General features: G+C 72.5%; 22 protein-coding genes. 12 read left to right on the plus strand and 10 right to left on the minus strand.

Annotation, left to right across the window (positions count from 1 at the left end; genetic code table 11):
- Positions 1–39: 39 nt before the first annotated feature.
- The 3 genes from SXIM_RS14830 to SXIM_RS14840 form a co-directional block, all read right to left on the minus strand.
- On the minus strand, positions 40–1,272 hold the full coding sequence (locus SXIM_RS14830; RefSeq protein WP_324604812.1) for a DUF5667 domain-containing protein: 1,233 nt from the start codon (positions 1,270–1,272) through the stop codon (positions 40–42).
- 282 nt (positions 1,273–1,554) lie between these two features.
- The gene (locus SXIM_RS14835) at positions 1,555–2,310 is read right to left on the minus strand and encodes an ECF subfamily RNA polymerase sigma factor, BldN family (RefSeq protein ID WP_078846925.1); all 756 of its coding nucleotides are present in this window, start codon (positions 2,308–2,310) and stop codon (positions 1,555–1,557) included.
- Between the two features lie 429 nt (positions 2,311–2,739).
- Positions 2,740–3,768 (minus strand): HAD family hydrolase, encoded by a 1,029-nt coding sequence (locus SXIM_RS14840; protein ID WP_078635326.1) that lies wholly within the window; start codon positions 3,766–3,768, stop codon positions 2,740–2,742.
- 84 nt (positions 3,769–3,852) lie between these two features.
- On the opposite strand from SXIM_RS14840, the gene SXIM_RS14845 reads away from it, so the two are divergent.
- From SXIM_RS14845 to SXIM_RS14880, 8 genes are all read left to right on the plus strand, one after another.
- Positions 3,853–4,131: a glutaredoxin family protein gene (locus SXIM_RS14845; protein WP_174864319.1), complete on the plus strand. Its 279-nt coding sequence runs from the start codon at positions 3,853–3,855 to the stop codon at positions 4,129–4,131.
- Positions 4,132–4,362: 231 nt separating this feature from the next.
- Positions 4,363–5,157, plus strand: a complete 795-nt coding sequence (locus SXIM_RS14850; RefSeq protein ID WP_030730017.1) for a redox-sensing transcriptional repressor Rex — start codon at positions 4,363–4,365, stop codon at positions 5,155–5,157.
- Positions 5,154–6,698 (plus strand): glutamyl-tRNA reductase, encoded by a 1,545-nt coding sequence (gene hemA, locus SXIM_RS14855; protein WP_030730008.1) that lies wholly within the window; start codon positions 5,154–5,156, stop codon positions 6,696–6,698. The genes SXIM_RS14850 and hemA overlap by 4 nt, the downstream gene beginning before the upstream one ends.
- Positions 6,695–7,681, plus strand: coding sequence for a hydroxymethylbilane synthase (hemC, locus tag SXIM_RS14860; RefSeq protein WP_046724328.1), 987 nt, complete (start codon positions 6,695–6,697; stop codon positions 7,679–7,681). Before hemA ends, hemC begins: the two co-directional genes overlap by 4 nt.
- Positions 7,678–9,345: a bifunctional uroporphyrinogen-III C-methyltransferase/uroporphyrinogen-III synthase gene (locus tag SXIM_RS14865; RefSeq protein ID WP_030730002.1), complete on the plus strand. Its 1,668-nt coding sequence runs from the start codon at positions 7,678–7,680 to the stop codon at positions 9,343–9,345. The genes hemC and SXIM_RS14865 overlap by 4 nt, the downstream gene beginning before the upstream one ends.
- 8 nt (positions 9,346–9,353) lie before the next feature.
- Positions 9,354–10,385: a porphobilinogen synthase gene (gene hemB / locus SXIM_RS14870; protein ID WP_078846926.1), complete on the plus strand. Its 1,032-nt coding sequence runs from the start codon at positions 9,354–9,356 to the stop codon at positions 10,383–10,385.
- A 45-nt stretch (positions 10,386–10,430) separates the two neighbouring features.
- Positions 10,431–11,201: an SDR family NAD(P)-dependent oxidoreductase gene (locus tag SXIM_RS14875; RefSeq protein ID WP_046724332.1), complete on the plus strand. Its 771-nt coding sequence runs from the start codon at positions 10,431–10,433 to the stop codon at positions 11,199–11,201.
- A complete protein-coding gene (locus SXIM_RS14880; protein WP_046724334.1) occupies positions 11,201–12,238 on the plus strand; it encodes a serine hydrolase domain-containing protein in 1,038 nt (345 codons plus the stop codon). The genes SXIM_RS14875 and SXIM_RS14880 overlap by 1 nt, the downstream gene beginning before the upstream one ends.
- 49 nt (positions 12,239–12,287) lie before the next feature.
- Here the strand turns inward: SXIM_RS14880 and SXIM_RS14885 are convergent, their stop codons facing one another.
- Entirely contained in the window at positions 12,288–13,157 is an 870-nt protein-coding gene (locus SXIM_RS14885) for an alpha/beta hydrolase (protein WP_046724336.1), read from the minus strand.
- A gap of 112 nt (positions 13,158–13,269) precedes the next feature.
- Here SXIM_RS14885 and SXIM_RS14890 point away from each other — a divergent pair, with 112 nt between their 5' ends.
- Positions 13,270–13,848: a TetR/AcrR family transcriptional regulator gene (locus tag SXIM_RS14890; RefSeq protein WP_046724337.1), complete on the plus strand. Its 579-nt coding sequence runs from the start codon at positions 13,270–13,272 to the stop codon at positions 13,846–13,848.
- 146 nt (positions 13,849–13,994) lie between these two features.
- Here the strand turns inward: SXIM_RS14890 and SXIM_RS14895 are convergent, their stop codons facing one another.
- Together SXIM_RS14895 and argS are read right to left on the minus strand one after the other, a co-directional pair.
- The gene (locus SXIM_RS14895; protein WP_046724339.1) at positions 13,995–15,188 is read right to left on the minus strand and encodes a S8 family serine peptidase; all 1,194 of its coding nucleotides are present in this window, start codon (positions 15,186–15,188) and stop codon (positions 13,995–13,997) included.
- A 284-nt stretch (positions 15,189–15,472) separates the two neighbouring features.
- Positions 15,473–17,242: an arginine--tRNA ligase gene (argS, locus tag SXIM_RS14900; RefSeq protein ID WP_046724341.1), complete on the minus strand. Its 1,770-nt coding sequence runs from the start codon at positions 17,240–17,242 to the stop codon at positions 15,473–15,475.
- 131 nt (positions 17,243–17,373) lie between these two features.
- Here argS and lysS point away from each other — a divergent pair, with 131 nt between their 5' ends.
- On the plus strand, positions 17,374–19,113 hold the full coding sequence (lysS, locus tag SXIM_RS14905; RefSeq protein WP_030729979.1) for a lysine--tRNA ligase: 1,740 nt from the start codon (positions 17,374–17,376) through the stop codon (positions 19,111–19,113).
- 72 nt (positions 19,114–19,185) lie between these two features.
- Here the strand turns inward: lysS and SXIM_RS14910 are convergent, their stop codons facing one another.
- The 3 genes from SXIM_RS14910 to SXIM_RS14920 form a co-directional block, all read right to left on the minus strand.
- Positions 19,186–20,460 (minus strand): DUF2637 domain-containing protein, encoded by a 1,275-nt coding sequence (locus SXIM_RS14910; protein WP_046724343.1) that lies wholly within the window; start codon positions 20,458–20,460, stop codon positions 19,186–19,188.
- Positions 20,461–20,541: 81 nt separating this feature from the next.
- Positions 20,542–21,309: a hypothetical protein gene (locus SXIM_RS14915; RefSeq protein WP_030729973.1), complete on the minus strand. Its 768-nt coding sequence runs from the start codon at positions 21,307–21,309 to the stop codon at positions 20,542–20,544.
- 82 nt (positions 21,310–21,391) lie between these two features.
- Positions 21,392–22,231, minus strand: a complete 840-nt coding sequence (locus SXIM_RS14920; protein WP_030729971.1) for a hypothetical protein — start codon at positions 22,229–22,231, stop codon at positions 21,392–21,394.
- Between the two features lie 395 nt (positions 22,232–22,626).
- Between SXIM_RS14920 and SXIM_RS14930 the strand changes: the two genes are divergently transcribed.
- Entirely contained in the window at positions 22,627–22,959 is a 333-nt protein-coding gene (locus SXIM_RS14930) for a rhodanese-like domain-containing protein (RefSeq protein WP_030729968.1), read from the plus strand.
- A 98-nt stretch (positions 22,960–23,057) separates the two neighbouring features.
- Here SXIM_RS14930 and SXIM_RS14935 read toward each other — a convergent pair whose 3' ends face one another.
- Entirely contained in the window at positions 23,058–23,669 is a 612-nt protein-coding gene (locus SXIM_RS14935) for a hypothetical protein (protein ID WP_078846927.1), read from the minus strand.
- A gap of 128 nt (positions 23,670–23,797) precedes the next feature.
- Here SXIM_RS14935 and hemL point away from each other — a divergent pair, with 128 nt between their 5' ends.
- Complete coding sequence (gene hemL, locus SXIM_RS14940) at positions 23,798–25,114, plus strand: glutamate-1-semialdehyde 2,1-aminomutase (protein ID WP_425473465.1); 1,317 nt, start codon at positions 23,798–23,800, stop codon at positions 25,112–25,114.
- Positions 25,115–25,135 lie beyond the last annotated feature (21 nt).

A 25,135-nucleotide genomic window follows, 5' to 3' on the forward strand; every position in this document is an offset into this window, starting at 1 on the left:
CCACTTCGTGCTGCTTTCCCGGACTGTTGTCCGCCGTCGCTATTCGGCGTTCTTCACGTTCAGCCCGAGGCCCGGGAGCAGGTCCTGCACCAGGGGCGGGATGGTGACGTCCGGCTGCGGCAGGGGGCCGAGCGGGGCGTCGCCCGAGCCGCCGTCCTCGTCCGTGCCGGTGCTCGGCGCGGGCGGGTTGAGCAGCCCGGTGCCGCCGAGCAATCCCTCGTACTCCTCGGCGGCCGTGGAGGGGCTCTCCTGGCCGCTGGAGGGGTCCTCGGTGTCCTCGGAGCCACCGGGGGCCTCCGTGGCGTCCGTGTCGGGCGTATGCGGCGTCTCGGCGGTGGACGGGGCGGACTGCTGCGGGTCGCCGGCGCCGGGGTCGGCGCCGGAGTGCTCCGGCTCCTGGGGGAGCAGGGTGCGCAGCGGGACGATCTCGTCGTCCATGGCGTCGAAGACGGAGGTGACCTCCTCGCCGATGTCCCACAGCTGGGCGGGGAGTTTGCCGCGCAGCAGGTCCCAGGTGTCGCGGTGGCCCTCGGCGAAGGACGACAGGGTCTGGAGCGGGTCCAGGGAGCCGTCCGCCGCGTGGGCCTGGCTGAGCAGCCGGTGTCCGGTGGCGGCGTCGTCGGCCATGCTGCTGAGGGTGGTGCGGATCTCGTGCAGCTGCTCGTGGTCGAGGTCGCCGGCCCGGCCGCGGTCCATGAGGCGGTGGGCCTCGTGCAGCCGGGTGGAGGCGTGGTCGAGGTAGAGCTGGGCGCGTGCGGTGTCGCCGCCGGTGAAGTCCAGGCGCAGGTCCTCCATGCCTCGTTTGAGGCCGTAGAGGGTGTCGCCGGGCAGGGCGTTGGTGCTGGCGACGGCGGCGCCGCCGAAGGCGCCGGCGGCCACGCCCATGGACAGGCCGCCGGCGGCCAGGCCCTTGGTGAGCCGGCTGCGGGGGCGCAGCCGGCTGAAGGCGTCACTCAGCGGGGTGGCCCGGTGGGCGCCGCGGCCGGTTCTGGCCGCGGCGCGCTGTTCGGGGATCTGCTCCTCGCCGCCGCGGGCGGCGGCGAAGGCGGATTCCATGGCGGCCATCAGCTGGGCACGCTGTGCGGTTTTCGTCTCGGCGCTCAGCTCGGGCCGGGGCAGGGCGGTCAGCCGGTCCGTCACGGACAGCAGGGCTGCCTGTTCGGTCCCGTCGGCCGGCGGTGCCTCTTCGGGCCCGCCCGCCACGGCCGCCTCGTCCGGCCGGGGCTCCTCGACGGCCCGGGCGAACTCCTGGGCCCGTCGGCTTGCTGGCACGGATCCGATCACGGGCGGCACCTCCTCTCGTCAGCACGGTCGACTCCCCGATGCGGATGGATGGTTGCCGGTCGCCACCGCTATCACCCGTTCGGGTGATAGCTGGGTGGTGGGGCCGGTCATAGGGAGTCTGCGAACTCGACAACGAGCGGACGGGCACTCGGGTTACGGCTGGAAGATAATGTTACTGTTCGCCGTTGACTGGTGACGCTTGGCGGTCATGAGGCCGCGCTGCCCGCACGCGTACGGGCGGTACGGGGGCGGTGCGCGGGAACGGCGGCGCTACCTCGCGTCGTCGGGCAGCAGCCGCGCCAGGGTGCGCACCGCGCGGTACTGCAGGGTTTTGATGGCCCCTTCGTTCTTGCCCATCACCCGGGCGGTCTCGGCGACCGAGAGGCCCTGGAGGAAGCGCAGGGTGACGCACTCCTGCTGCTGCGGGTTGAGCTTGCGGACCGCTTCCAGCAGCGCGGTGTTGGACAGCGACTCCAGGACGGAGTCCTCGGGGCTGCGCTCGACCTCGTTGGCGTCGAGCATCTCGCCGGTGGTGATCTCCAGCCGGAAGCGGCTGGACTTGAAGTGGTCGGCGACGAGATTGCGGGCGATGGTGACCAGCCAGGCGCCGAAGTCGCGGCCCTGCCAGGTGAACGTGCCGATCCGGCGCAGGGCGCGCAGGAATGTCTCGCTGGTGAGGTCCTCGGCGGTGGCCCGGCCGCCGACCCGGTAGTAGATGTACCGGTAGACGGTGTCGGAGTAGTGGTCGTAGAGGCCGCCGAATGCCTCGGTCTCGCCGGCCTGGGCGCGTTCGACGAGGTCCATCATGCGCCGGCTGTCGCTGTCGGCGGCGGGGCGGCGGGCGGTGGTGTTCCTGGGGATGCGCCTGCCGGTGCTGGGGGCGGAGGCCGCGGGGGTGGTGGCCCGGGCGGCCTCGGGTGGGGTGGCGGGGACGGGGGTCGGTGAGGCGGAGGTGGTGCCGGCGGTGCCTTCGGCGAGGACATAGGCGGGGCCGGCGGGGACAAGTGCGGCGGAGAGGGCGGACATGGCGTACGCGGGGGGACGAAGACGCGCAGCCGGCCGAAGACCGTCGTGCGCAGCGTGGCCAGGCCCGAGGTGTCAACCCCGACGTGTGGGTACACGGGACTCCCAGAGGCAGAGCTTCCGACACGTTCAGTGGTGCGGGTCCGTCAGCCGACGCCTGGGGGGAGACGCCTGGGGACCGGAATGCGTCTGAGGAGAATAACGCTTTGTACTTGGCGTGCTACGCGTAGTTGCGAAAATCGCCGATTAGGTTTGAACAGTTACGTGTTGTTGTCGGCGCGCTACCCAACGCCATGGGCTTGCTGATCGGCGAATGTCCCGATCCGATCACTGAATGAACGAATGTGACCGATGGCCGGTCGGGGGACTGTCCGCCGCGAGCACGGGGTAAAGGGCCGGAATGCCCCTGGCGCGCCGGGGTGCGCCTGCGGTTCAGCGCCGGCGCCGCCGCAGCGCGACCGCCGCCACGGCGCCGCCCGCCACGGCTCCGGCGCCCGCGGCGGCCGGGACCCCGATCCGCACCGCCTTGCGGCCGGTGCGGTAGTCGCGCACCCGCCAGCCCTGTTTGCGGGCGTGCGCCCGCAACGCGCTGTCCGGATTGATCGCGTAGGGATAACCGACAAGAGACAACATCGGGATGTCATTCGCCGAATCGCTGTACGCCGCGCAGCGCTCCAGGTCCAGCTCCTGGCGTCCGGCCAGCGCCCGCACCGCCATCGCCTTGGCCGGGCCGTGCAGCGGTTCGCCGACCAGCCGGCCGGTGTAGATCCCGTCCACGGACTCGGCGACGGTGCCCAGCGCCCCGGTGAGGCCCAGCCGCCTGGCGATGATGGTGGCCGTCTCCACCGGGGCCGCCGTCACCAGCCACACCCGCTGCCCGGCGTCCAGATGGGCCTGGGCCAGCGCCTGGGTGCCGCGCCAGATCCGCCCGGCCATGTACTCGTCGTAGATCTCCTCGCCCATCGCCATCAGTTCGGCCACCTTGTGGCCCTTGACGATGGACAGCGCGCTGTCGCGGGCGTCCCGCATGTGCCCGGCGTTCTCCGAGCCCGCCATCCGGAAGTACGCCTGCTGCCAGGCGAACCGCGCCAGATCCCGGCCGCTGAAGAACTTGCGCTTGTACAGGCCGCGGCCGAAGTGGAAGAGGGCCGCGCCCTGCATCACCGTGTTGTCGAGATCGAAGAAGGCCGCCGCCCTGACATCGCCGGGCACCGGGAACTCCGGCTCGGCCACGGTCTCCCCGGCCGCCTCCGCCGACGCCTGCCCGGCCAGTTCGCTGCGCCGGGTGGGGGCCCGGCCCGGCCACCGCCAGCGGCCCCTGGCCAGGTCGGCCAGCAGACCCGTACGGCTCCCGGCGGTGCCGCCGTCCTCGCCGCCCGGATCGCCGCTCAGGCCGGCGTCACGATCACCGGTGCTGAGGTCAGAGCGGTCGGCGGGCTGGTCCAGCGGCGAGCTTGCCATGTGATCGAGGATAGCCAGTCGCGCGCGGAGTACCGGTTGCGCGGGCATGTCGCCCGGATTGCCATGCACGGCACAATGGGCGGCATGAGACCCCTGCTGCGCCGTGCGTCCCGTAAGTCGCCCCGGGACCGCGTCGTCACGTTGATCGGGAAGCCCGGCTGTCATCTGTGCGATGCCGCCCGGGAGGTGGTGGCGGCGGTGTGCGAGGAGACCGGGGCCGCCTGGGAGGAGTGGGACATCACCGCGGACGAGGAACTGCACCGGCTGTACTGGGAGCAGATCCCGGTGGTGCTGGTGGACGGTGAGCAGCACGATTTCTGGCGGGTGGACGCCGGGAGGCTGCGCAGCGCGTTGGGAGCTTGAGCCCGGTTTGGTTTAGCATGCGGGGTCGTTTTTTCCGTTCCGGTGCACATACGTGAGGAGTGTGACCAGGTGTCCCTGTTGATGCGTGTGGCACCGGTCACTTTGGACGGACAAAGCGGACACCATCTTTGTGCACGCGTTCACAAAGGCATAGCCTGGGCGCGACGGGGCGGTCTCGGCGCGTGCGCCGTACGCGACCGCTCTCCGCTTGGCTCGACCGGCAGGAGCACCGTGGCAACTGGCCGAAACCACCGACCGGCGACGCGCAGCCGAGGAATCCCCGAGGCGACTGTCGCCCGGCTTCCGTTGTATCTGCGGGCGCTGACCGCGCTGTCCGAGCGCTCGGTGCCGACGGTCTCCTCGGAGGAGCTGGCCGGCGCCGCCGGGGTGAACTCGGCGAAGCTGCGCAAGGACTTCTCCTACCTCGGCAGCTACGGCACCCGGGGCGTGGGGTACGACGTCGAGTATCTCGTGTACCAGATCTCGCGTGAACTCGGGCTCACCCAGGACTGGCCCGTGGTCATCGTCGGCATCGGTAACCTCGGCGCCGCGCTGGCCAACTACGGCGGTTTCGCCTCCCGCGGCTTCCGGGTCGCGGCGCTCATCGACGCCGACCCGAAGATGACCGGCAAGCAGGTCGCGGGCATCGGCGTGCGGCACGTGGACGAACTCGAGTCGATCGTGCACACCAACGGTGTCTCCATCGGTGTCATCACCACCCCGGCGGGCGCGGCCCAGCAGGTGTGCGAGCGGCTGGTGGCCGCCGGGGTCACCTCGATCCTGAACTTCTCCCCCACGGTGCTCTCGGTGCCGGAGGGGGTGGACGTGCGCAAGGTGGACCTGTCGATAGAGCTGCAGATCCTCGCCTTCCACGAGCAGCGCAAGGCCGCGGACGAGATCTCGCGCGGCGTACGGCCGCGCGGTGCCCGTACCGCCGCGCCCGCCGAGGGCGCCGGCGGTGCCGGCGCGGACCGGCCCAAGGGGCAGGGCCCCGACGGGGACATCCCGGCGGTGATGCCGGCATGACGTTGCTCGTGGTGGGAGTGAGTCATCGCAGCGCCCCGGTGAGCGTGCTGGAACGCGCCGCGATCGCGCCCGGCGTACGCGCCGAGCTGCTGCACGATCTGCTGGCGGCCGAGCCGGTGCTGGAGGCGGCGCTGCTGTCGACCTGCAACCGGGTCGAGCTGTACGCGGACGTGGACCGGTACCACGCCGGGGTCGCGGAGCTGTCCGGGATGCTGGCGCGCTACGGCGGTGTCGGGCCCGACGAGCTGGACCCGTACCTGTACGTGCGGTACGAGGACGAGGCCGTCACCCATCTGTTCACCGTGGCCTGCGGGCTCGACTCGATGGTGGTCGGCGAGGGGCAGATCCTCGGTCAGCTGAAGGAGTCGCTGGCCCTCGCCCAGGAGGAGCAGACCGCCGGGCGGATGCTGAACGAGCTGTTCCAGCGTTCGCTGCGGGTGGGCAAGCGCGCGCACAGCGAGACCGGCATCGACCGGGCCGGTCAGTCGCTGGTGACCTTCGGCCTCGGGCAGCTCGGCCCCGACCGGGACCGGGCGCTCGCGGGTGGCGCCCAGCCGGACATGTCGTGGGTGCGCGGGCTGCGCGCGCTGGTGATCGGTGCCGGGTCGATGTCGTCGCTGGCCGCGACGACGCTGGCGCGCGCCGGTGTCGCCGAACTGGTGATCGCCAACAGGACGCTGGAGCGCGCGGAGCGGCTCGCCGCCTCGCTGGACGCGGAGCGCGGCCCGGCCGCCGGAGCCGACCGCGCCGCGCACGGCACGGCCTCCGAGGGCGCCGCCGGTGACGGCGGGGGCGCCGGCCGGGCCACCGTGCCCGCCCAGGGCGGGCAGCACGGCCGGATGTGCCCCGTCGGCGACGGCTGCGACCACACCCCGGCGCCCGCCGGGCCCCGGGCCCGCGCCGTACCGATCAACGCCATCTCCATCGCCGCCGAGCTGAAGCTCGCCGACCTCGTCATCTCCTGCACCGGCGCCACCGGCCTGGTGCTGTCCGCCTCCGCCGTGGCCGGCGCGCTGGGCGAGCGGCACGCCGGGCAGGGCGAGCCCGCGCTGCTCGACCTGGCGATGCCGCGCGACATCGACGCGGCCGTGCACCGGCTGCCCGGGGTGCGCCTGGTCGACATCGAGTCGCTGGCCGCCGCCTCCGCCGACGCCCCGATGGCCGCCGACGTGCAGGCCGTGCGGGACATCGTCGCCCAGGAGGTCGCCGACTTCGGCGCCGCCCTGCGCGCCGCCTACATCACCCCCACCGTCGTCGCCCTGCGCGCGATGGCGGCCGACGTGGTCTCCAGCGAGCTGGCCCGGCTGCACGGCCGGCTGCCGGGGCTGGGCGAGAAGGAACGCGCGGAGGTCACCCACGCGGTGCGCCGCGTCGTCGACAAGCTGCTGCACGCGCCGACCGTGCGGGTCAAGGAGCTGGCCGGTGAGCCGGGCGGTGCCGATTACGCGGCCGCCCTGCGCGAGCTGTTCGATCTCGACCCGCACGCGGTGGCCGCCGGTGGCGGCAGCACCAGAAGTAACGCGGAACAGGAGCGGTCATGACCACCCCCCACTGGGCCCTGCGGCTCGGCACCCGGCGCAGTGCCCTCGCCATGGCGCAGTCCGGGATGATCGCGGACCAGGTCCGTGCCCTCACCGGGCGACCGGTCGACCTGGTGGAGATCACCACCTATGGCGACGTCTCCCGGGAGGCGCTGGCCACCATCGGCGGCACCGGGGTCTTCGTCTCGGCGTTGCGCGACGCGCTGCTGGCCGGCGAGATCGACCTCGCGGTGCACTCGCTGAAGGACCTGCCCACCGCGCAGCCCGCCGAGCTGGCCCTGGCGGCCGTGCCGGTCCGGGCCGACGCGCGGGACGCGCTGGTCGCCCGCGACGGGCTGACCTTCGAGCAGCTGGTGGTGGAGAACGGCGTCACCCGGATCGGCACCGGCTCGCCGCGCCGCATGGCGCAGCTGAACGCGTGGGCCCGCTCGCTGGGTTGCGAGTTGGACACGGTCGCCATCCGGGGGAATGTCGACACCCGGATCGGGTACGTGAGCGGCGGCGAACTCGATGCCGTCGTCCTCGCCTCCGCCGGGTTGCACCGGCTGGGGCGGGAAGCGGAGATCACCGACTTCCTGCCGCCCGACACAGTCCTGCCCGCCCCCGGCCAGGGGGCACTGGCGGTCGAGTGCGCCGCGTCGAACGCGGAGCTCGCCGCCCAGCTCGCGGAGCTGGACGACCCGTTCACCCGGGTCGCCGTCACCGCCGAGCGAAGCCTGCTCGCCGCCCTGGAGGCCGGTTGCAGCGCACCTGTGGGTGCGCTGGCCGACCTGCGGAGCGATGAGCGGGATGTCACCGAAATGCGCCTGCGCGGCGTCGTCGGCACGACCGACGGCGCCACGCTGGTGCAGCTGTCCACCACCGGTCCCGTACCGGCGTCGCCCGCCGAGGCGGTGACCCACGCAGCGCGTGTGGGTGCCGAACTCGCCCGGGAGATGCTCGCCAAAGGCGCGGCCGGTCTGATGGGGGAGCGAGCACTGTGAGCCCCACCGCCGCACGCATCCTGGCGGCCCAGCCGGCCGGTCACTCCGGTCCGTACCACGGGCACGTCACCTTTCTCGGGGCCGGACCGGGTGATCCGGGCCTGCTGACCCTGCGCGCCGTGGAGGCGCTGGCGCGGGCCGATGTCCTGGTCGCCGATCCACGCGCGTACGACGTGGTGCGCACACATCTGCGGCCCGGCACGGACACCCCGCTGCAGAACGCCGCCCTGGGCGCACCGACCGCGGCGGCGAGTGATGCCGCCGATCTTGTCATGCGGGCCGCGCGCGGCGGCAAGCGGGTGGTCCGTGCGGTCGCCGGTGATCCGGGGATGGACGCGGACGCCACCGCCGACATGCTCGCGCTGGCCGCCGAGGGCATCACCTTCGAGGTGGTCCCCGGTATCGCGCACGCCGTGGGCGTGGCCGCGTACGCCGGGGTGCCGCTGCGCGACCCGGACGGCGCCGATGTGCGGTTCGTGGACGCGGCGACCGCCGACGAGCGGTGCTGGACCGAGGTCGGGACCTCCGACGCCACGGTGGTGGTGTCGGCGGTGCTGGATTCGGTGGCCGGCACGGCGGCGCGGCTGATCTCCTCGGGCCGCAAGCCGGACACCCCGGTGTCGGTGACGATCGCGGGCACCACGACGCGGCAGCGCACGTGGTCGGCGACGCTGGGCACGGTGGAGCGCACGCTGAAGTCGGCGAAGGTGCTGCCCTCGGCCGAGGGCGACCGGCCGGTGATAGCGGTCGTGGGTGAGCGCGGGGCTCCGGAGTCGCGCGATCAGCTGGCGTGGTTCGAGTCCAAGCCGCTGTTCGGCTGGAAGGTGCTGGTGCCGCGTACGAAGGAGCAGGCGGCCTCGCTGTCGGAGCAGTTGCGCTCGTACGGCGCGGTGCCCAGCGAGGTGCCGACGATCGCGGTGGAGCCGCCGCGTACCCCGCAGCAGATGGACCGGGCCGTCAAGGGTCTGGTGACCGGGCGGTACGAGTGGATCGCGTTTACCTCGGTGAACGCGGTGCGGGCGATCCGGGAGAAGTTCGAGGAGTACGGGCTGGACGCACGGGCGTTCGCCGGGATCAAGGTCGCGGCGGTCGGTGAGCAGACCGCCCAGGCGCTGATCGAGTTCGGTGTGCGGCCCGATCTGGTGCCCAGCGGCGAGCAGTCGGCGGCGGGGCTGCTGGAGGACTGGCCCCCCTACGACCCGGTCTTCGACCCGATCGACCGGGTGTTCCTGCCGCGCGCCGACATCGCCACCGAGACGCTGGTGGCGGGGCTGGTCGAGATGGGCTGGGAGGTGGACGACGTGACGGCGTACCGCACGGTGCGTGCCTCGCCGCCGCCGGCCGAGACCCGCGAGGCGATCAAGGGCGGTGGCTTCGACGCGGTGCTGTTCACCTCGTCGTCCACGGTGCGGAACCTGGTCGGCATCGCCGGCAAGCCGCACAACGTGACGGTGATCGCGTGTATCGGGCCGGCGACGGCCAAGACCGCGCAGGAGCACGGGCTGCGGGTGGACGTGCTCTCGCCCGAGCCGTCGGTGCACGCGCTGGCCGAGGCGCTCGCCCAGTACGGCGAGGAGCGCCGGGCGGCGGCCGTCGCCTCCGGCGAGGTGCTGAAGCGGCCGAGCGAGAAGCGTCCGCAGCGTCGGAGGGCCCGTACCTCGTGAGTGAGCCAGTGAGCAGCGGATACGGTTCTGCACCGGTCGCGCCTGCCGCGCCGTCCGCCGGGCCGTCCTTCCCGGCGGCGCGGCCCCGGCGGCTGCGGACCACCGCGGCGATGCGCCGGATGGTGGCCGAGCACCAGGTGCGTCCGGCCGATCTGGTGCTGCCCGCGTTCGTGCGGGAGGGCATTGCGGAGCCGGTGCCGATCTCCTCGATGCCGGGCGTCGTCCAGCACACCCTGGACTCGCTGCGGAAGGCCGCCGCCGACGCGGTGGCGGCCGGGGTGAGCGGGATCATGCTGTTCGGGGTGCCGCTGGTCAAGGACGCGGTCGGTTCGGCCGGCACCGACCCGGACGGCATCCTGCAGCGGGCGCTGCGCGCGGTGCGGGCCGAGGTCGGCGACGAGCTGGTCGTGATGGCGGACACCTGCCTGGACGAGGTCACCGACCACGGCCACTGCGGGGTGCTGGACGCGCACGGCCGGGTCGACAACGACGCCACGCTCGCCCGGTACGCCGAGATGGCGGTGGTGCAGGCGGACGCCGGCGCCCACATGCTCGGCCCCTCCGGGATGATGGACGGTCAGATCGGGGTGATCCGGGCGGCGCTGGACGCGGCCGGGCACCAGGACGTGTCGCTGCTGGCGTACACCGCGAAGTACGCCTCCGCGTTCTACGGCCCGTTCCGGGAGGCGGTGAACTCCTCGCTGCGCGGGGACCGCAAGACGTACCAGCAGGACCCGGCGAACGGGCGGGAGTCGATGCGCGAGCTGGCGCTCGACCTGGCCGAGGGCGCCGACCTGGTGATGGTGAAGCCGGGCATGCCGTACCTGGACGTGGTGCGCCGGGTGGCGGACGCGGTGGACGTGCCGGTGGCCGCGTACCAGATCTCCGGTGAGTACGCGATGGTCGAGGCGGCGGCCGAGCGGGGCTGGATCGAGCGGGAGCGCGCGATCGACGAGACCCTGATGGCGTTCAAGCGGGCGGGCGCGGATGTGATCCTCACCTACTGGGCCACCGAGGCGGCCCGGCGGCTGGCAGGCTGAGGGCCGCAGCACCGGTACGGGGAACGACGCAGGAGAGAAGGCGCCATGAGCAGCACCGCCATACAGGAACCCACCGCCGTGGTGAGCGGGGCGAGCAGCGGGATCGGCGCCGCCACGGCGCGCCGGCTCGCGGCGGCCGGGTACCGGGTGGTGCTCACGGCGCGCCGCGCCGAGCGGATCGAGGCGCTGGCGCGGGAGTTGACCCAGGCCGGGCACCCGGCCCTGGCGTACCCGCTGGATGTCACCGACCGGGCGGCGGTGGACGCGTTCGCGGCCTCGCTGGAGCGGGTGGACGTCCTCATCAACAACGCCGGCGGGGCGTACGGCATGGACAGCGTCGCGCTGGGTGATCCGGCGGACTGGCGCGCCATGTACGAGGTCAATGTGCTGGGTGTGCTGCACATGACGCAGGCGCTGCTGCCGGCGCTGGTCGCGAGCGGGGCCGGCACGGTGCTGGTGGTGTCCTCGACGGCCGGGCTCGACACGTACGAGGGCGGTGGCGGCTATGTGGCGGCCAAGCACGGGGCGCACGCGCTGACCGGGACGCTGCGTCTGGAGCTGGCCGGGGAACCGGTGCGGGTGATCGAGATCGCGCCGGGAATGGTGGCGACCGAGGAGTTCTCGCTGAACCGCTTCGGTGGCGACGCGGAGCGGGCGGCCCAGGTGTACGCGGGGGTGGCGCAGCCGCTGACCGCCGATGACGTGGCGGACACCATCGCGTGGACGGTGACCCGGCCGCCGCACGTGAACGTGGACCTGCTGGTGCTCCGGCCGCGCGCGCAGGTCTCCAACACCAAGGTGCACCGGGAGAGCTGATGTCGGCACGGCCCGGGGTGGTGGCGGTGGCACGGGCCCTGGCCCGCCCCGGGTTCGTGGTGCTGGCGGTGCGGGACGGCGTGGTGCTGGCCGAGGGGGCCGGCGGGTGGGCGGTGCGCTGGGGCGCGGGCCCCGACGGGCCGGTCGAGCTGCCGGTGGGCAGGGGGGTCCCCCCGGCCGAAGGCCGGTGGAGCGTGCCGATGACCGTGGACACGGTGTTCGATCTGGCGTCGCTGACGAAGCTGTACACGGCGCTGCTGGTGGCGCGTGCGGCGGACGAGGGGCTGCTGGACCTGGACGCGCCGGTGGGCCGGTACGTGCCGGAGGTGACGGACGCGCGGGTGACGTTGCGTCTTCTGCTGGCGCACCGCGGTGGGATGGCGGCCGACCTGGACCTGGCCCCGTACGGTACGCGCGCGCTGCGGCTGGCGGCGGTGTTCGGGGAGCCGCCGGTGTATGTGCCGGGGGAGGGTGAGCGGTACTCCGACCTCGGGCTGATCACGGCCGGGGTGGCGGTGGAGCGGGCGGCGGGCGCCGCGCTGGACGTCCTGCTGGAGCGCTGGTTCACCGGGCCGCTGGGGCTGGTGGACACCGGGTTCCGGCCCGCCCCTGAGCGGGTGGCGCGGTGTGCGGCCACCGAGTACCAGCCGTGGACGGGGCGCGGGATGGTGCGCGGTGAGGTGCACGACGAGAAGGCGTTCCTGCTGGGCGGGGTGGCCGGGCACGCGGGGGTGTTCGGCACGGCGCGGGAGGTGGCCGTGCTGGCCCAGGTACTGCTGAACGGCGGCCGGTACGGGGGCGTGCGGGTGCTGAGCGCGGAGCGGGCGGCGCTGTGGCCGGGTTGGGAGCGGGACCGGCCCGCGTACATGGGCGCGCTGGCCTCGCCCCGTACGTACGGCCACACCGGCTTCACCGGGACGAGTGTGGTGGCGGACAGCGGGAGCGGCACCGTGCTGGTGCTGCTGACGAACCGGGTGCATCCGGGGCGGGAGCGGCCGGTGGCCGGGGTCCGGGCGGCGGTGGCCTCGGCGCTGTGAGGCCCGTCCCGGGTGGGACGAGCCGGCGTCGCTCGCGGCCGGGGCCCGGTCAGCGCAGGTGGCAGGTCTTCAGGTAGCTGAGGAAGGACGCCTGGAGCCCGGTGACGTGTGTCTCCCGCAGCAGGGCGTGTGACACCTGCTCCGACCGCCCCCGGGTGTGCAGTTGTTCCACCGTCGTGAGGACGTGGCGGGCCATGCCGCGGTAGAACGGGATGTCGCCCAGCACTTCGGCTTCGTTCAGCGTGATGTGCAGCCGTGGGGCGGCGGCGTCCCCGTCCGGTTCCGGGAGGGCGTCGAGGAGGGTGAAGATCTGGCTGTCCTTGCTGGCCACGCCGGGGCTGCCCGCACCGACGCTCGCGAAGAGTCCGGTCTCGCGCAGCCAGCTGTAGAGGGCGAAGAGACCTCCGTAGGAGTAGCCGAAGAGGCCGTGCCCGGACTCGCTGACCCGCAGCTTCGACCGCAGGTGGGGGTGGAGTTCGCCGGTCAGGAAGTCGAGGAAGACATCGGCGCGGGCTTCTTTCAGCTCGGCGAGGTAGGCGTCGACCTGCTCCTGGGTCATCGACCCCGACTCGCGGGCGGCCGTGAGGGTGGCCAGCATGTCGTCACCGAGGGGTTCGCCCGGCGGCACGAGGTCGCGGTTGCGGATCTGTGCCCAGGCCGCGGCCTCCTCGCCGGTGTAGCCGATGGTGACCTGGATGTAGGGGGCGATCGTCAGGTACGGGTCGGCCTGGCTGACGATGAGGGGCGCGGTGAGGCCGACCGTCCAGTTGCCGTCCAGCACGTAGATCAGCGGCAGCGGATCCGTGGAGTCCGCGTAACCGGGGGGTGTGGTCACCCAGACGCCGTAGCGGTGCCCCGAGCGGGCGGTGATCTCCAGGTACTCGGTGTCCGGCAGGCAGCCGTGCCATATCTCGCTCATCGGGTTTCTCCCCTCCTGCGGCCGTGGGTCACGCGCAGGGCAGTACTCAACAGTGGTGAATTGATCTTGCGGTAACGTACTCAACAGTGGTGAAACTGTCAACGGAGGCCATGTGAGATCGCCGGTGGGGGAAGGGAAGAAGCGTCTCCTGGAGGCGCTGTTCGAGGAGTTCGGCGAGAACGGCCCCAGCCCGAACCTGTCGATGCGCCAAGTGGCGGAGCGGCTCGGCGTGCACCACACGCTGCTGACGTACCACTTCGGGTCGCGGCCGGGGCTGCTGCGTGCCGTGCTGGCGGAGGCGCGCCGCCGCGACAATCTCGTCATCGCCGCGACCGGCACCGAACTCGGCTTCGAGGCCCTGTGCAGAGCGATCTGGGACTTCTACTCGGACCCCGCGCACGAAGATCGCACGCATGCCTTCTTCCACCTGGTCGGGCTCGCCGTCTATGAACGCGACGCGTTCCAGGAGCTCGTCGTCGACATCGATGGCCTGGCGCACCTGCTCGAAGCGGCGGCTCTTCGCGACGGCGCCACGGCGACCGACGCCAGGCGGCAGAGCATCATCGTGACCGCGTGCCTGCGAGGGCTCCTGCTGCAGCGGCTGCTGACCCCGGGCGCCGAGGTCGACGCCGCGGCCGAGCACTTCATCGCCTCGCTGGCGGCGTTCGAGGGTGAAAGCCGGGCGTCGTAGACCGGCCAGTGGGTCGCGCCCGCGCTCAACCCGGCGCCGCCCCCTCGCGCCGCATCGTACGGCCGTATCCGGGCCCGGAGACGGCGGTGCCCCGCCCGCCGCGGGTGCGGCGGGCGGGGCGGTGACGTGCTGTCGGGCCCTGGGGGTTACGGGACCTGGAGGAGCTTGTTCGGCGAACCGGTGCCGGGGCTGCCGACCTGGCCGGTGACGGAGGCCGAGTCCAGGGCGGACCAGACCTGGGCGGGGCTGGCGCTGGGGCTGCCGGCGAGGTAGAGGGCGGCGACACCGGCCACGTGCGGGCTGGCCATCGAGGTGCCGGAGATGGTGTTGGTGGCGGTGTCACTGGTGCGCCACGCGGCGGTGATGCTGGTGCCCGGGGCGAAGATGTCCACGGTCGCACCCCAGTTGGAGTAGCTCGCGCGGGCGTCGTTGCTCTGGGTGGCGCCCACCGTGATGGCCTCGGCGACCCGGGCCGGCGAGTAGTTGGCGGCGTTCGCGTTGCTGTTGCCCGCGGCGACGGCGTAGGTCACGCCGGAGGCGATGGAGTTGCGGACGGCCGCGTCCAGCGCCGTGTTGGCGCCGCCGCCCAGGCTGAGGTTGGCGACGGAGGGGCCGGAGGCGTTGGCGGTCACCCAGTCCACGCCGCCGATGACGGAGGCGGTGGTGCCGCCGCCGCTGTTGTCCAGGACGCGGACGGAGACCAGGTCGGCCTGCTTGGCCACGCCGTAGGCGGTGCCGGCGGCGGTGGAGGCGACGTGGGTGCCGTGGCCGTTGCCGTCCGCGCCGCCCTGGTTCCAGTAGTCGTAGCCGAAGCTGGCCCGGCCGCCGAAGTCCGAGTGGCTGTGGCGGATTCCGGTGTCGACGACGTAGATGGTCACGCCGTCACCGGCGGAGTCGGGGTAGTTGTACGTCTGGTTCAGCGGGAGGCTCGGCTGGTCGATGCGGTCCAGGCCCCACGACGGGGGGTTGACCTGGGTGGCGTCGAGAGACACCCGCTGGTTCTGCACCACTTCCTTGACCGCCGGGTGCGCGGCCAGGGCGAGCGCGTCGGCCTCACTGGCCTCGATCTCGTAGCCGTTGAGGGCGTGCTCGTAGGTGGTGACGATCTCCGCGTCGAACTTGTCGGCCAGGTTCTCGGCGGCGACGGAGGCCGCGGAGAACGTGGTGTCCTCAAGTATGACGATGTAGCTGTCCTCTATCGTGCCCGGGGCGTCCGCGTTGGCGATGAAGCCCAGGGGCTGGTCGGCTGCGCCCGTGTTGGCCGAGGCGGGAAGTGCAACGCCGATGCCGAGTGCCACGACTGCGGCGGTGGCCAGAACGGTCTTGCGCATCGCTGCCATCTGAGGGGTCCTCCTCATAGAGGTGCTGCGGTGGGGGTGAACCGATGCATGGCGATCGTGGGCATGACACCCGCGATCGCTCCGCCGAAATCATTCGCCCCGGCAGAGGAGACCGGCAAGGGGGCGTCGGTGTTTGTCACGTATATGTCATGCGACGGTCACGTAACGACACAACAGGCGTGATGTCGAAGGGGTATTCGGCAACTCAAACCACAAAGGGGGCGGGGAAACGCCAGAATTCTGGCAGCTTCCTCCGCCCCCACCGGGGGTGCCGACGCTCCGTCCTACAGGCGTTCGGGCGTCTCGATGCCCAGCAGCGACATGCCCTGGCGCAGCGTGCGCGCCGTCAGCTCGCACAGCAGCAGCCGGTTCTCCACCATGGCGGGCGACTCCGCCTTCAGCACCGGGCAGTTCTCGTAGAACGTCGCGTAGTGCGAGGCCAGCGCGTACAGATACCCCGTCAGCCGGTGCGGCTCGTAGTGCCGCGCCACCTCGTCCAGGGTCTGCCCGAACTCGTCCAGGTGCAGCCCCAGCGCCCGCTCGGCCGGGGCCAGCGGCAGTTCGGGGTGCGCCACCGCACGCGTGATGCCCTGCTCACGCCCGCGCCGCAGGATCGACTGGATCCGGGCGTACGCGTACTGGAGGTACACGCTGGTGTCGCCGTTGAGCGAGACCATCCGGTCCAGGTCGAAGATGTAGTCCCGCGAACGGGAGGTCGACAGGTCCGCGTACTTCACGGCGCCGATGCCCACCTGGGTGGCGCGTTCGGCGATCTCCGCCTCGGGCAGCTCAGGCGCCTTCTCGCGGACGACCGAACCGGCCCGCTCCACCGCCTCGTCCAGCAGGTCCATCAGGCGTACCGTCTCGCCCGCCCGGGTCTTGAACGGCTTGCCGTCCTTGCCCAGCACGGAGCCGAACGGCAGGTGGTGCGCCACCCCGTCCGGCAGCCAGCCGGCCCGGCGGGCCGTCTCGAAGACCATCTTGAAGTGCAGCGCCTGCCGCGCGTCCACGATGTAGAGCAGGGTCTCGGCGCCCAGTACCCCCACCCGGTCGCGGATCGCGGCGAGGTCGGTGGCCGCGTACCCGAAGCCGCCGTCCGCCTTCTGCACGATCAGCGGGACCGGCCGGTCGTCGGGGCCCTTGACGTCGTCGAAGAACACGCACAGCGCGCCGTCCGAGCGGACGGCCACCCCGGACTCCTCCAGCTCGCGCGCCAGCGTGGGCAGATCGCTGTTGTAGGCGGACTCGCCCACCGCGTCCTCGTCGGTCAGCAGCACGTCCAGCCGGTCGTACACGGCGTTGAAGTACAGCTTCGACTCGTCGACGATCCGCTGCCACAGCGCCAGCGTCTGCGCGTCGCCGGTCTGGAGCGCCGACACCCGGCGCCGGGCGCGCTCCTTGAACTCGGCGTCCGAGTCGAAGACGGCGCGCGAGGCCCGGTAGAGGTGGTTCAGCCGCGAGATCGCCGCCTCGCCGGCCTCCGTGCCGCCCGGGTGGTCCAGCTCGTCGGGGTGCTCGATCAGGTACTGGATCAGCATCCCGAACTGGGTGCCCCAGTCGCCGATGTGGTTGCGCCGGACGACCTTCTCGCCCCGGTGCTCCAGCAGCCGCACCAGCGCGTCCCCGATCACCGTGGAGCGCAGGTGGCCGACGTGCATCTCCTTGGCGACGTTCGGCTGCGAGTAGTCGATGACGGTCGTGCCGGGGTCCGTGGCGTACGGGACCCCGAGCCGGTCGTCGGCGGCACGCGCGGCGAGGTTGGCGGTGATGGCCTCGTCGGTGACCGTGATGTTGAGGAAGCCGGGACCCGACACCTCGACATCCTTGATCGGCCCGTCCCCGCCGGTGGTGATCGCCGCCACCACCTCGGTGGCCAGCTCTCTCGGGTTGGACTTCAGCCGCTTGGCCAGCGCCAGCATCCCGTTCGCCTGGAAGTCCGCCCGGTCACTTCGTCGCAGCAGCGGGTCCGCACCGGCGGCCTCGGGCCGGGCGGCCCCGAGAGCCTCGGCGAGGCGCTGATCGACGACGGTGGCAAGGGCGGGAACCGAGGACATGGGAGGGCGAGCCATTCCGTAGGAGACAATGGATTCGCGGAGTCAACGCGGATTCTGAGAATCTTCGTCAGTATCCCACGCGGACCGCCACCCGGTTTCAGCGCAAGCGCGGCAGAAGGAAGTGCACAGCAGTGGATCGGACCACCCCGGAGACCGACTGGGTCTCCCGGCTCGCGGACGAGGTCATCGCCGAGGCGGAGCAGCGCGCGCCCGGCAAACCCGTTGTCTGCGCCTCGGGGCTCAGCCCGTCCGGACCGATCCACCTGGGCAACCTGCGTGAGGTCATGGTGCCCCACCTGGTCGCGGACGAGATCAAGCGGCGCGGCGTCGAGTGCGTCCACCTGCTCTCCTGGGACGACTACGACCGGTTCCGCAAGGTCCCGGCCGGGGTCGACGGGGTCGACGCGTCCTGGTCCGAGCACATCGGCAAGCCGCTGACCTCCGTACCGGCGCCGGCCGGCAGCCCGTACGGCAGCTGGGCCGAGCACTTCAAGGCCCCGATGCTCACCGCCCTGGCCGAGATGGGCATCGAGGTCCGCGCGATCAGCCAGACCGAGCAGTACACCTCGGGCGTCTACCGCGAGCAGATCCTGTTCGCGATGCGCGAGCGGCGGCGGATCGACGCCGTGCTGGAGCGGTACCGCACCAAGGCGAAGGCGGCGAAGGCCGGGGGCGGCAAGCCCTCGCAGAAGGCCGTCGACGAGGCCGAGCTGGCCGCCGCCGAGGGTTCGGGCGCCGCCGCCGAGGACGACGGCAGCGCGGGCAGCGGCGACTACTACCCGTACAAGCCGTACTGCACCGTCTGCGAGCGGGACATGACCACGGTCACCGCCTACGACGAGGAGACCACCGAGCTGACCTACCGCTGCGAGGCGTGCGGGCACGGCGACACGGTGAAGCTCAGCGAGTTCGACCACGGCAAGCTGGTGTGGAAGGTCGACTGGCCGATGCGCTGGGCGTACGAGGGCGTCGTCTTCGAGCCCTCCGGCGTGGACCACCACTCGCCCGGCTCCTCGTGGGTGGTCGGCGGCCAGCTGGTCTCCGAGATCTTCGGCGGCAAGCAGCCCATCGGCCCGATGTACGCGTTCGTCGGCATCAGCGGCATGGCGAAGATGTCCAGCTCCAAGGGCGGGGTGCCGATCGCGGCCGACGCGCTGGAGATCATGGAAGCGCCGCTGCTGCGCTGGCTGTACGCGCGGCGCAAGCCCAACCAGTCGTTCAAGATCGCCTTCGACGGCGAGATCCAGCGCACCTACGACGAGTGGGACGCGCTGGCCAAGAAGGTCGCGGACGGCACGGCCCAGCCGGCGGATGTCGCCGCGTACCGGCGGGCGATCGGCACCGCGGCGGGCGAACTGCCCACCACCCCGCGCCGGCTGCCGTACCGGATGCTGGCCTCCGTGGTGGACATCACCACCGGCGACGACGAGCAGACCCTGCGCATCCTGAGCGAGCTCGACCCGGAGCATCCGGTCACCGACCTGGCACAGACCCGGCCGCGTCTTGACCGGGCGGCGCGGTGGGTGGCCACCCAGATGCCCGCCGAGGCCCGTACCCAGGTGCGCGCCGAGCCCGACACCGAACTGCTCGGCTCGCTGGACGAGACGCAGCGCGAGTCGCTGCGGCTGCTGCGGGAGGGCCTGGCCGACCACTGGTCGCTGGACGGACTGACGACGCTCGTCTACGGGGTGCCGAAGATCCAGGCCGGGCTCGACCCGCAGGCGAAGCCGACGCCCGAACTGAAGGTGGCGCAGCGCAGTTTCTTCGCGCTGCTGTACCGGCTGCTGATCGGCAAGGAGACCGGGCCGCGGCTGCCCACGCTGCTGCTGGCGGTGGGGGCGGACCGGGTGCGCGTACTGCTGGGCGGTTAGGCCCCGCCGGGCCGCCCGGCGGGCGGCCCGGCGGTCACCGCCGCGCGCCTGCGCCGCCCTGACGCGGCCGGCTCAGACGCTGGTGCCCATGTCGGCGTTGTAGCGCTCCTTGAAGCCGTGGTTGCGCATGAAGTCGCGCACGTGCTGTTCGGTCAGCAGATTGCCGTGCGGGTCGGTGACGTTGTAGCGGTCGTTCAGCATGAGGGAGAGCTGGCGGGCGGTGGGGAAGGCGTCGTGCTCGACGACGTACTGGTGGAACGCCTGGTAGTACAGCTCGTCCTGGGCCAGGTCGTCCGGCAGTTCGACGGGCTCCTGCGGGGGCTCCTCGCCGCCGGCGCCGCTGCGCTGGGCCGGCAGCAGCCCGGGGGCCGGTGCCTGGCCGAGGGTGCGGCGGCGGCCCGGGGCGACCGGGACGGTGGCGTCGGGGTACGGGTCTGGGTCCGGGTTCGGTTCGGGGGCGTACTCGGGCGCGGCCTGTCCGGCGTCCTCCGGTACGGGGGCGGGTTCCCCGTGTGCCCGCGCCTCGGACGGCGCCGGTTCGTCCTGCGGGGCCCGCGTCCGGGGGTCGTACCACTCCTCGCGCTCCGGCCGGGGCTGGAGCACCGGCAGTTCGGGCAGCGGGATGCGGGGCGGCTGCACGGCGCGCGTGGCCTCTTCGTCGGTCTCGGTGCGCCGGGCGGTGCCGGCGAGGGCCGTCTCCGAGAGCGGGACGCCGAAGCGGGCCAGCTTCAGCGGCATGAGTTCCTCGACCGGTGCGCGGCGGCGCCAGGCGCGGCCGTACTCGGCGCGCAGCCGGGTCTGGTAGACGAGGCGGTCCCGTTCCATGGTGATGACCTCGTCGTAGGACCGCAGTTCCCACAGCTTCATGCGGCGCCACAGCCGGAAGGTGGGGATGGGGGAGAGCAGCCAGCGCCACATGCGGACGCCCTCCATGTGCTTGTCGGCCGTGATGTCGGCGACCCGCCCGATGGCGTGCCGGGCCGCCTCCACGGTGATGACGAAGAGCACGGGGATGATCGCGTGCATGCCGACGCCCAGCGGGTCGCCCCACGCGGCGGCGCCGTTGAAGGCGATGGTGGCGGCGGTGAGCAGCCAGGCGGTCTGGCGCAGCAGGGGGAACGGGATGCGCAGCCAGGTCAGCAGCAGGTCCAGGGCGAGCAGGACGACGATGCCCGCGTCGATGCCGATGGGAAAGAACGGCGAGAAGGCGCCGAATCCTTTCTTCTCGGCCAGGTCACGGACCGCCGTGTATGAGCCGACAAAGCCGATGGCGGCGATGACGACCGCCCCGGCCAGGATGATGCCGACCAGGACGCGGTGTGCGCGTGTGAGTTTGATCGCGGCCACCCGTGGGCCTCCCCGTAATGAAACTGGTGTTCCCTCGCGGGGCAAGACTCGCACACCGCGGATCCGGCTGCCGTGGCTCGGTTACTCGTCGTCCTTCTTGTCCGTGTCCGCGCCATCCTCCGCGCCGTCCGCGTCCTGGCCCTCGTCCGCGGCCGTCGCGCCGAGCCGCTCCACGGCCTCCGCCGCCGCCGTCTCGGCGCGCTCCTTGATGCCCTTGGCGCCCGGCAGGTCGTCGCCCTCCAGGCCGGTGCCCGCGTAGTCGACCGTGATCACGACGTTGCCGGTGCGCACGACGACCCGCTGCTGGCGGAAGTCCTGCTTGTCGTCGTCGATGTCCTTCTCGGCGTTGTACGCGAGAGTGACCGCCGAGTCGCCGGTGCCGGCCAGCTCCTCCTGGTCGACATCGCTGTTGGCGCCGTCGCCGGTGATCTCCTCGATCTGCTGCGCGATGAAGCCCTGCGCCCGGTCGTCGCCGCTGCCCAGCGACAGGTCCGACTCGAAGCGGCGCAGCGAGACGGTCAGCGAGCGGTACTGGTACTCCTTGAGCCCGCTCCACAGGCAGGTGCCGGAGAGCGAGGTGTCGTTCGAGGTCAGTGCCGAGCCGCCCGCGGGGTCGGCCTTGGGCACCAGGTCACCGGCGGTGTCCTCGCTGATCGTGGCGCAGGGGTTGGGCAGATCCGTGAACCGTACGGGCTCGGGCTCCGGAGCGCTCTGCTCCTCGCCCGCCGCGGAGTCGTCCTTGGCGTCGTCGCCGGAGGGGGTCGAGGAGCAGCCGGCGATCAGCAGGGCCGGAACGGCGGCCCAGGCCAGCGCGCGCAGGGCGCCTCGGGGAGTCGCGGTGGGGTGCATGATCTCTTCGCTTCCGTTAATTCAGGGGGCGCTCGGGACGGTGCGCCGCACAGCACGGTACGCCCTCGGCCCGCCGGGGGTGCTAATCGTCGAACCCGCCCGCCAGGTGCCGGCCCACCCGCTGGGCGCCGTCCTGGAGTGGTCCGCTCTCGGGTGGTGCGCCGGTGCGGGTGGTGATCTCGGTGTAGTGGACGGTGGCGATGACGTTCGCGCTGCGGAACGCCACGGTCACGTCGCGGTGTGCTCCGGTGGTGGTGGTGCTGAGCCGGTCGTCGAGGTAGGCGTCGTGGCCGATGCCGATGTCGCGCGGGACGGGGTTGCCGTCGCTGTCGGTGCCGGTGGCGGCACCGGCGTCGGTACCGCTCTCGGTGTCGTCGCTGTCCGCTTCGCCGCCCGCGTCGCCGTCACCGGTGTCATCGCCGGTGTCGTCGCCGTCCTGCGGGGCGTCGGGCGACCCGGGTGCGTCCGGGTCCTCGGGAGCGTCGGGGGAGGGGAGGCCGGCCTCGGTGGCGCGGGCGGCGAAGTCGAGTTCCGCCTGGTCGTCGTCGCTGACCTGCGGGTCGTAGGAGATGACCCGTTCGAAGTCGACGGTGAGCCGCAGGGTGTTGCCGCTCTCCGGGTCCGTGCCCTGCCAGGTGCAGCCGCTGCGGCGGCCGGAGTCGTACGTCTCGGTGGGCGTGCCCCGGTACACCTCGGGAGCCGCGTCGGGCAGCAGCCGTTGCAGGGTGCTCTCGCTGACGGAGCCGCAGGGTTCGGGGAGCGCCGAGTACCGTCCGGGCTTGCCGGGCCCCGAGGCGCTGCCGCTGGGGCCGGAGCCGCCGGTGCCGCTCTGGGTGCCGGAGTCGCCGCCGCACCCGGCGGCGAGCGCGCACAGTGCCACGGCGGCGAGGGTGGTGCGTACCACTGCTGCCGCACTGCGCATGGCTGCCTCCGGGTCGGTGTGTCGCGCTGACGTGGTCAGGGGGTCATGTCTACCGCACGCCCCGGCCGGGCGCTCGTCCGGTTGCCGCAATAAGGTAGTTTGTCTTATTTCTGGTGGCCATGGGGTCGGCCGAAGGCGCGGCGGGTAGGCGTGCGGGCCGACGCCGGTGGTGCGTTGAAGCGGTCCCGGATGGCGGCTATCCGTCGGAACCTGGCAGTCACGGCGCTGTGCGGTACGGTGCCGCCCGCCTAGCGTCGTAGGTGCTCCGGCTCCGTTCCGCGATTCCGAGGAAGCGCCATGCACGTTCAGATCGTCCTGTCCGACGGCTTCGAACCGCTCGATGCCGTCGTCCCCTTCGAGGTCCTGCACGGAGGCGCCGCCGGGAGCGTGACCGCGTGAGCCTGCGCCACTACTTCCGCCGCCCACCGGCCGTGAGCGCGGCCGAGGCGATCCGCCTCGTCGCGGACGGCGCCCTCGTCGTGGACGTACGCCGTGCTTTCGAGTGGAACCGGACCCACATCCCGGACGCCGTGCACCTGCCGCTCGAAGTCCTGCCGGAACGCTGCCTGGAACTCCCCGAGGACCGGCTGCTGATCACGTTCTGCACCGGTGGCATCCGGTCCGCCGGCGCCGCGAACCTGCTGGTCGAAAACGGCTTCGAGGCGGTCAACATGAGCCGGGGTCTCGTCGACTGGCGCGCCGCGGGCGGTCCGCTCACCACCCGGTGACCGCACCCGCGGGCGAGCGGTCCGCGGACGCCGGGCCGGGCCGTGCCGTCCCGCCGCTGTGACCGGCGAGGTCCGCCCGGGCGGACCGGATCAGGTGCTCAGGGCCAGACCAGGCAGTACGGCTGGTGGCCGGCCTCGTGGAGGCGGCGGGAGAAGTCCTGCCACTCGTTCAGCAGCCGGTAGACGCCGAAGGCGTCGCTGGGGCCGCGCCGGTCGGGGACCGTGGACCAGATGAAGGCCGCCGCGCCCACCGTCTCGTCGCCGATCGCGCGCAGCGGGTCCACGGCGGTGGTGGGGAGCTTGACCACGGCGTAGTCCGGGTGCAGCACCACCAGTTCCAGCGGCGGGACCCGGTGCAGGGGTATGCCCTCGATGCCGGTGAGCACCATGGCGGCCATCGTCTCGGGCTTGATGCGGGTGAACATGCCCTGGCCCAGCTCGTCGCCGCCCAGTTCCTCGGGGCGCATCGACAGCGGCACGCGGGCCGCGGTGGCGCCGTCGGGGGCACCGAAGTATTTGTAGGTCACGGACAGCCTGCCGTTGCCGAGCCGGATCTCGCTCTCACCGCCGCCCGCGCCGGGCGCCGGGACACCGGTGCCTCCGGGGGCGCCGCCCTCACCCTTGCGGCGGTGCCGGCCACGGCGTGAGCGCGGGCGCGGGGCAGGCTCGGGACCGAGGTCCCCTTCGCCCAGTCCGCCTCCGCGCTGCATGCCACCGCCCCGCCTCGGCGCGGTCCCCGCCGCGCAACCCGATCATCGTCTCAGAGGACCTCCCCCGACAGGCGCTCGCGAAACGCCCGAACGCACAGCTGTCTGGAGGCTCTGCCACCATGGAACGCGTGACGCACACCTCTGAGGCCACCCCAGTTTCGCAGACACTCTTCTCCCGCGCAGCCAGTGTGACCCCCGGCGGCGTGAACTCTCCGGTGCGCGCCTTCGGCGCGGTGGGCGGAGTGCCCCGGTTCATGGCATCCGGGTCCGGTCCGTACGTGACCGACGCGGACGGGCGGGAGTACGTCGATCTGGTGTGCTCCTGGGGGCCGATGATCCTCGGCCACGCGCACCCGGCCGTCATCGACGCGGTCCAGGCGGCCGTGGCCAAGGGCACCTCCTTCGGCACCCCCACCGAGGGCGAGGTGGCCCTGGCCGAGGAGATCGTCGCCAGGATTCCCCCGGTGGAGCGCGTACGTCTGGTCTCCTCGGGTACGGAGGCCACCATGTCCGCGATCCGGCTGGCCAGGGGCTTCACCGGCCGCGAGAAGATCATCAAGTTCGCCGGCTGCTACCACGGCCACGTCGACGCGCTGCTGGCCCAGGCCGGCTCCGGCGTCGCGACCTTCGCGCTGCCCGACACCCCCGGCGTCACCGGCGCCGCCGCCGGCGAGACGGTGGTGCTGCCGTACAACGACCTGGAGGCGGTGCGCGCCGCCTTCGCGCGTCACCCCGGCGAGATCGCCTGCGTCATCACCGAGGCCGCCCCCGGCAACATGGGCGTCGTGCCGCCGCTGCCCGGCTTCAACCAGGGCCTGAAGGACCTGTGCGCCGAGCACGGCGCGCTGTACATCTCGGACGAGGTGATGACCGGCTTCCGGGTCAGCCGCCAGGGGTGGTACGGCCTGGACGGGGTGACCCCCGACCTGATGACGTTCGGCAAGGTGATGGGTGGCGGCTTCCCGGCCGCGGCCTTCGGCGGGCGCGCGGACGTCATGGAGCGCCTGGCCCCGGCCGGTCCCGTCTACCAGGCGGGCACCCTGTCCGGGAACCCGGTGGCCACCGCCGCCGGGCTCGCCCAGCTGCGGCTGCTGGACGACGCCGCGTACGCCGTCGTCGACGACGCCGCGGCCAAGGTACGGGCGCTGGTGACCGCCGCGCTCGCCAAGGAGGGCGTCCCGCACACCATCCAGTGCGCGGGAAGCATGTTCTCCGTCTTCTTCACCGAGGCGTCCGTCCCCGACTACGCGGCGGCACGCGCTCAGCAGACCTTCCGGTTCACGGCCTTCTTCCACGCCATGCTGGACCAGGGGGTCTACCTGCCGCCGTCGGCCTTCGAGGCGTGGTTCCTGTCCACGGCCCACGACGAGCGCGCCCTGGAACGCATCGCCGACGCCCTGCCGGGCGCCGCCCGCGCCGCCGCCGAGGCCACCGCCACCGCATAAACCGATCTGGAGCGTTACCTA

Source organism: Streptomyces xiamenensis (assembly GCF_000993785.3).
GTDB classification, from domain to species: domain Bacteria; phylum Actinomycetota; class Actinomycetes; order Streptomycetales; family Streptomycetaceae; genus Streptomyces; species Streptomyces xiamenensis.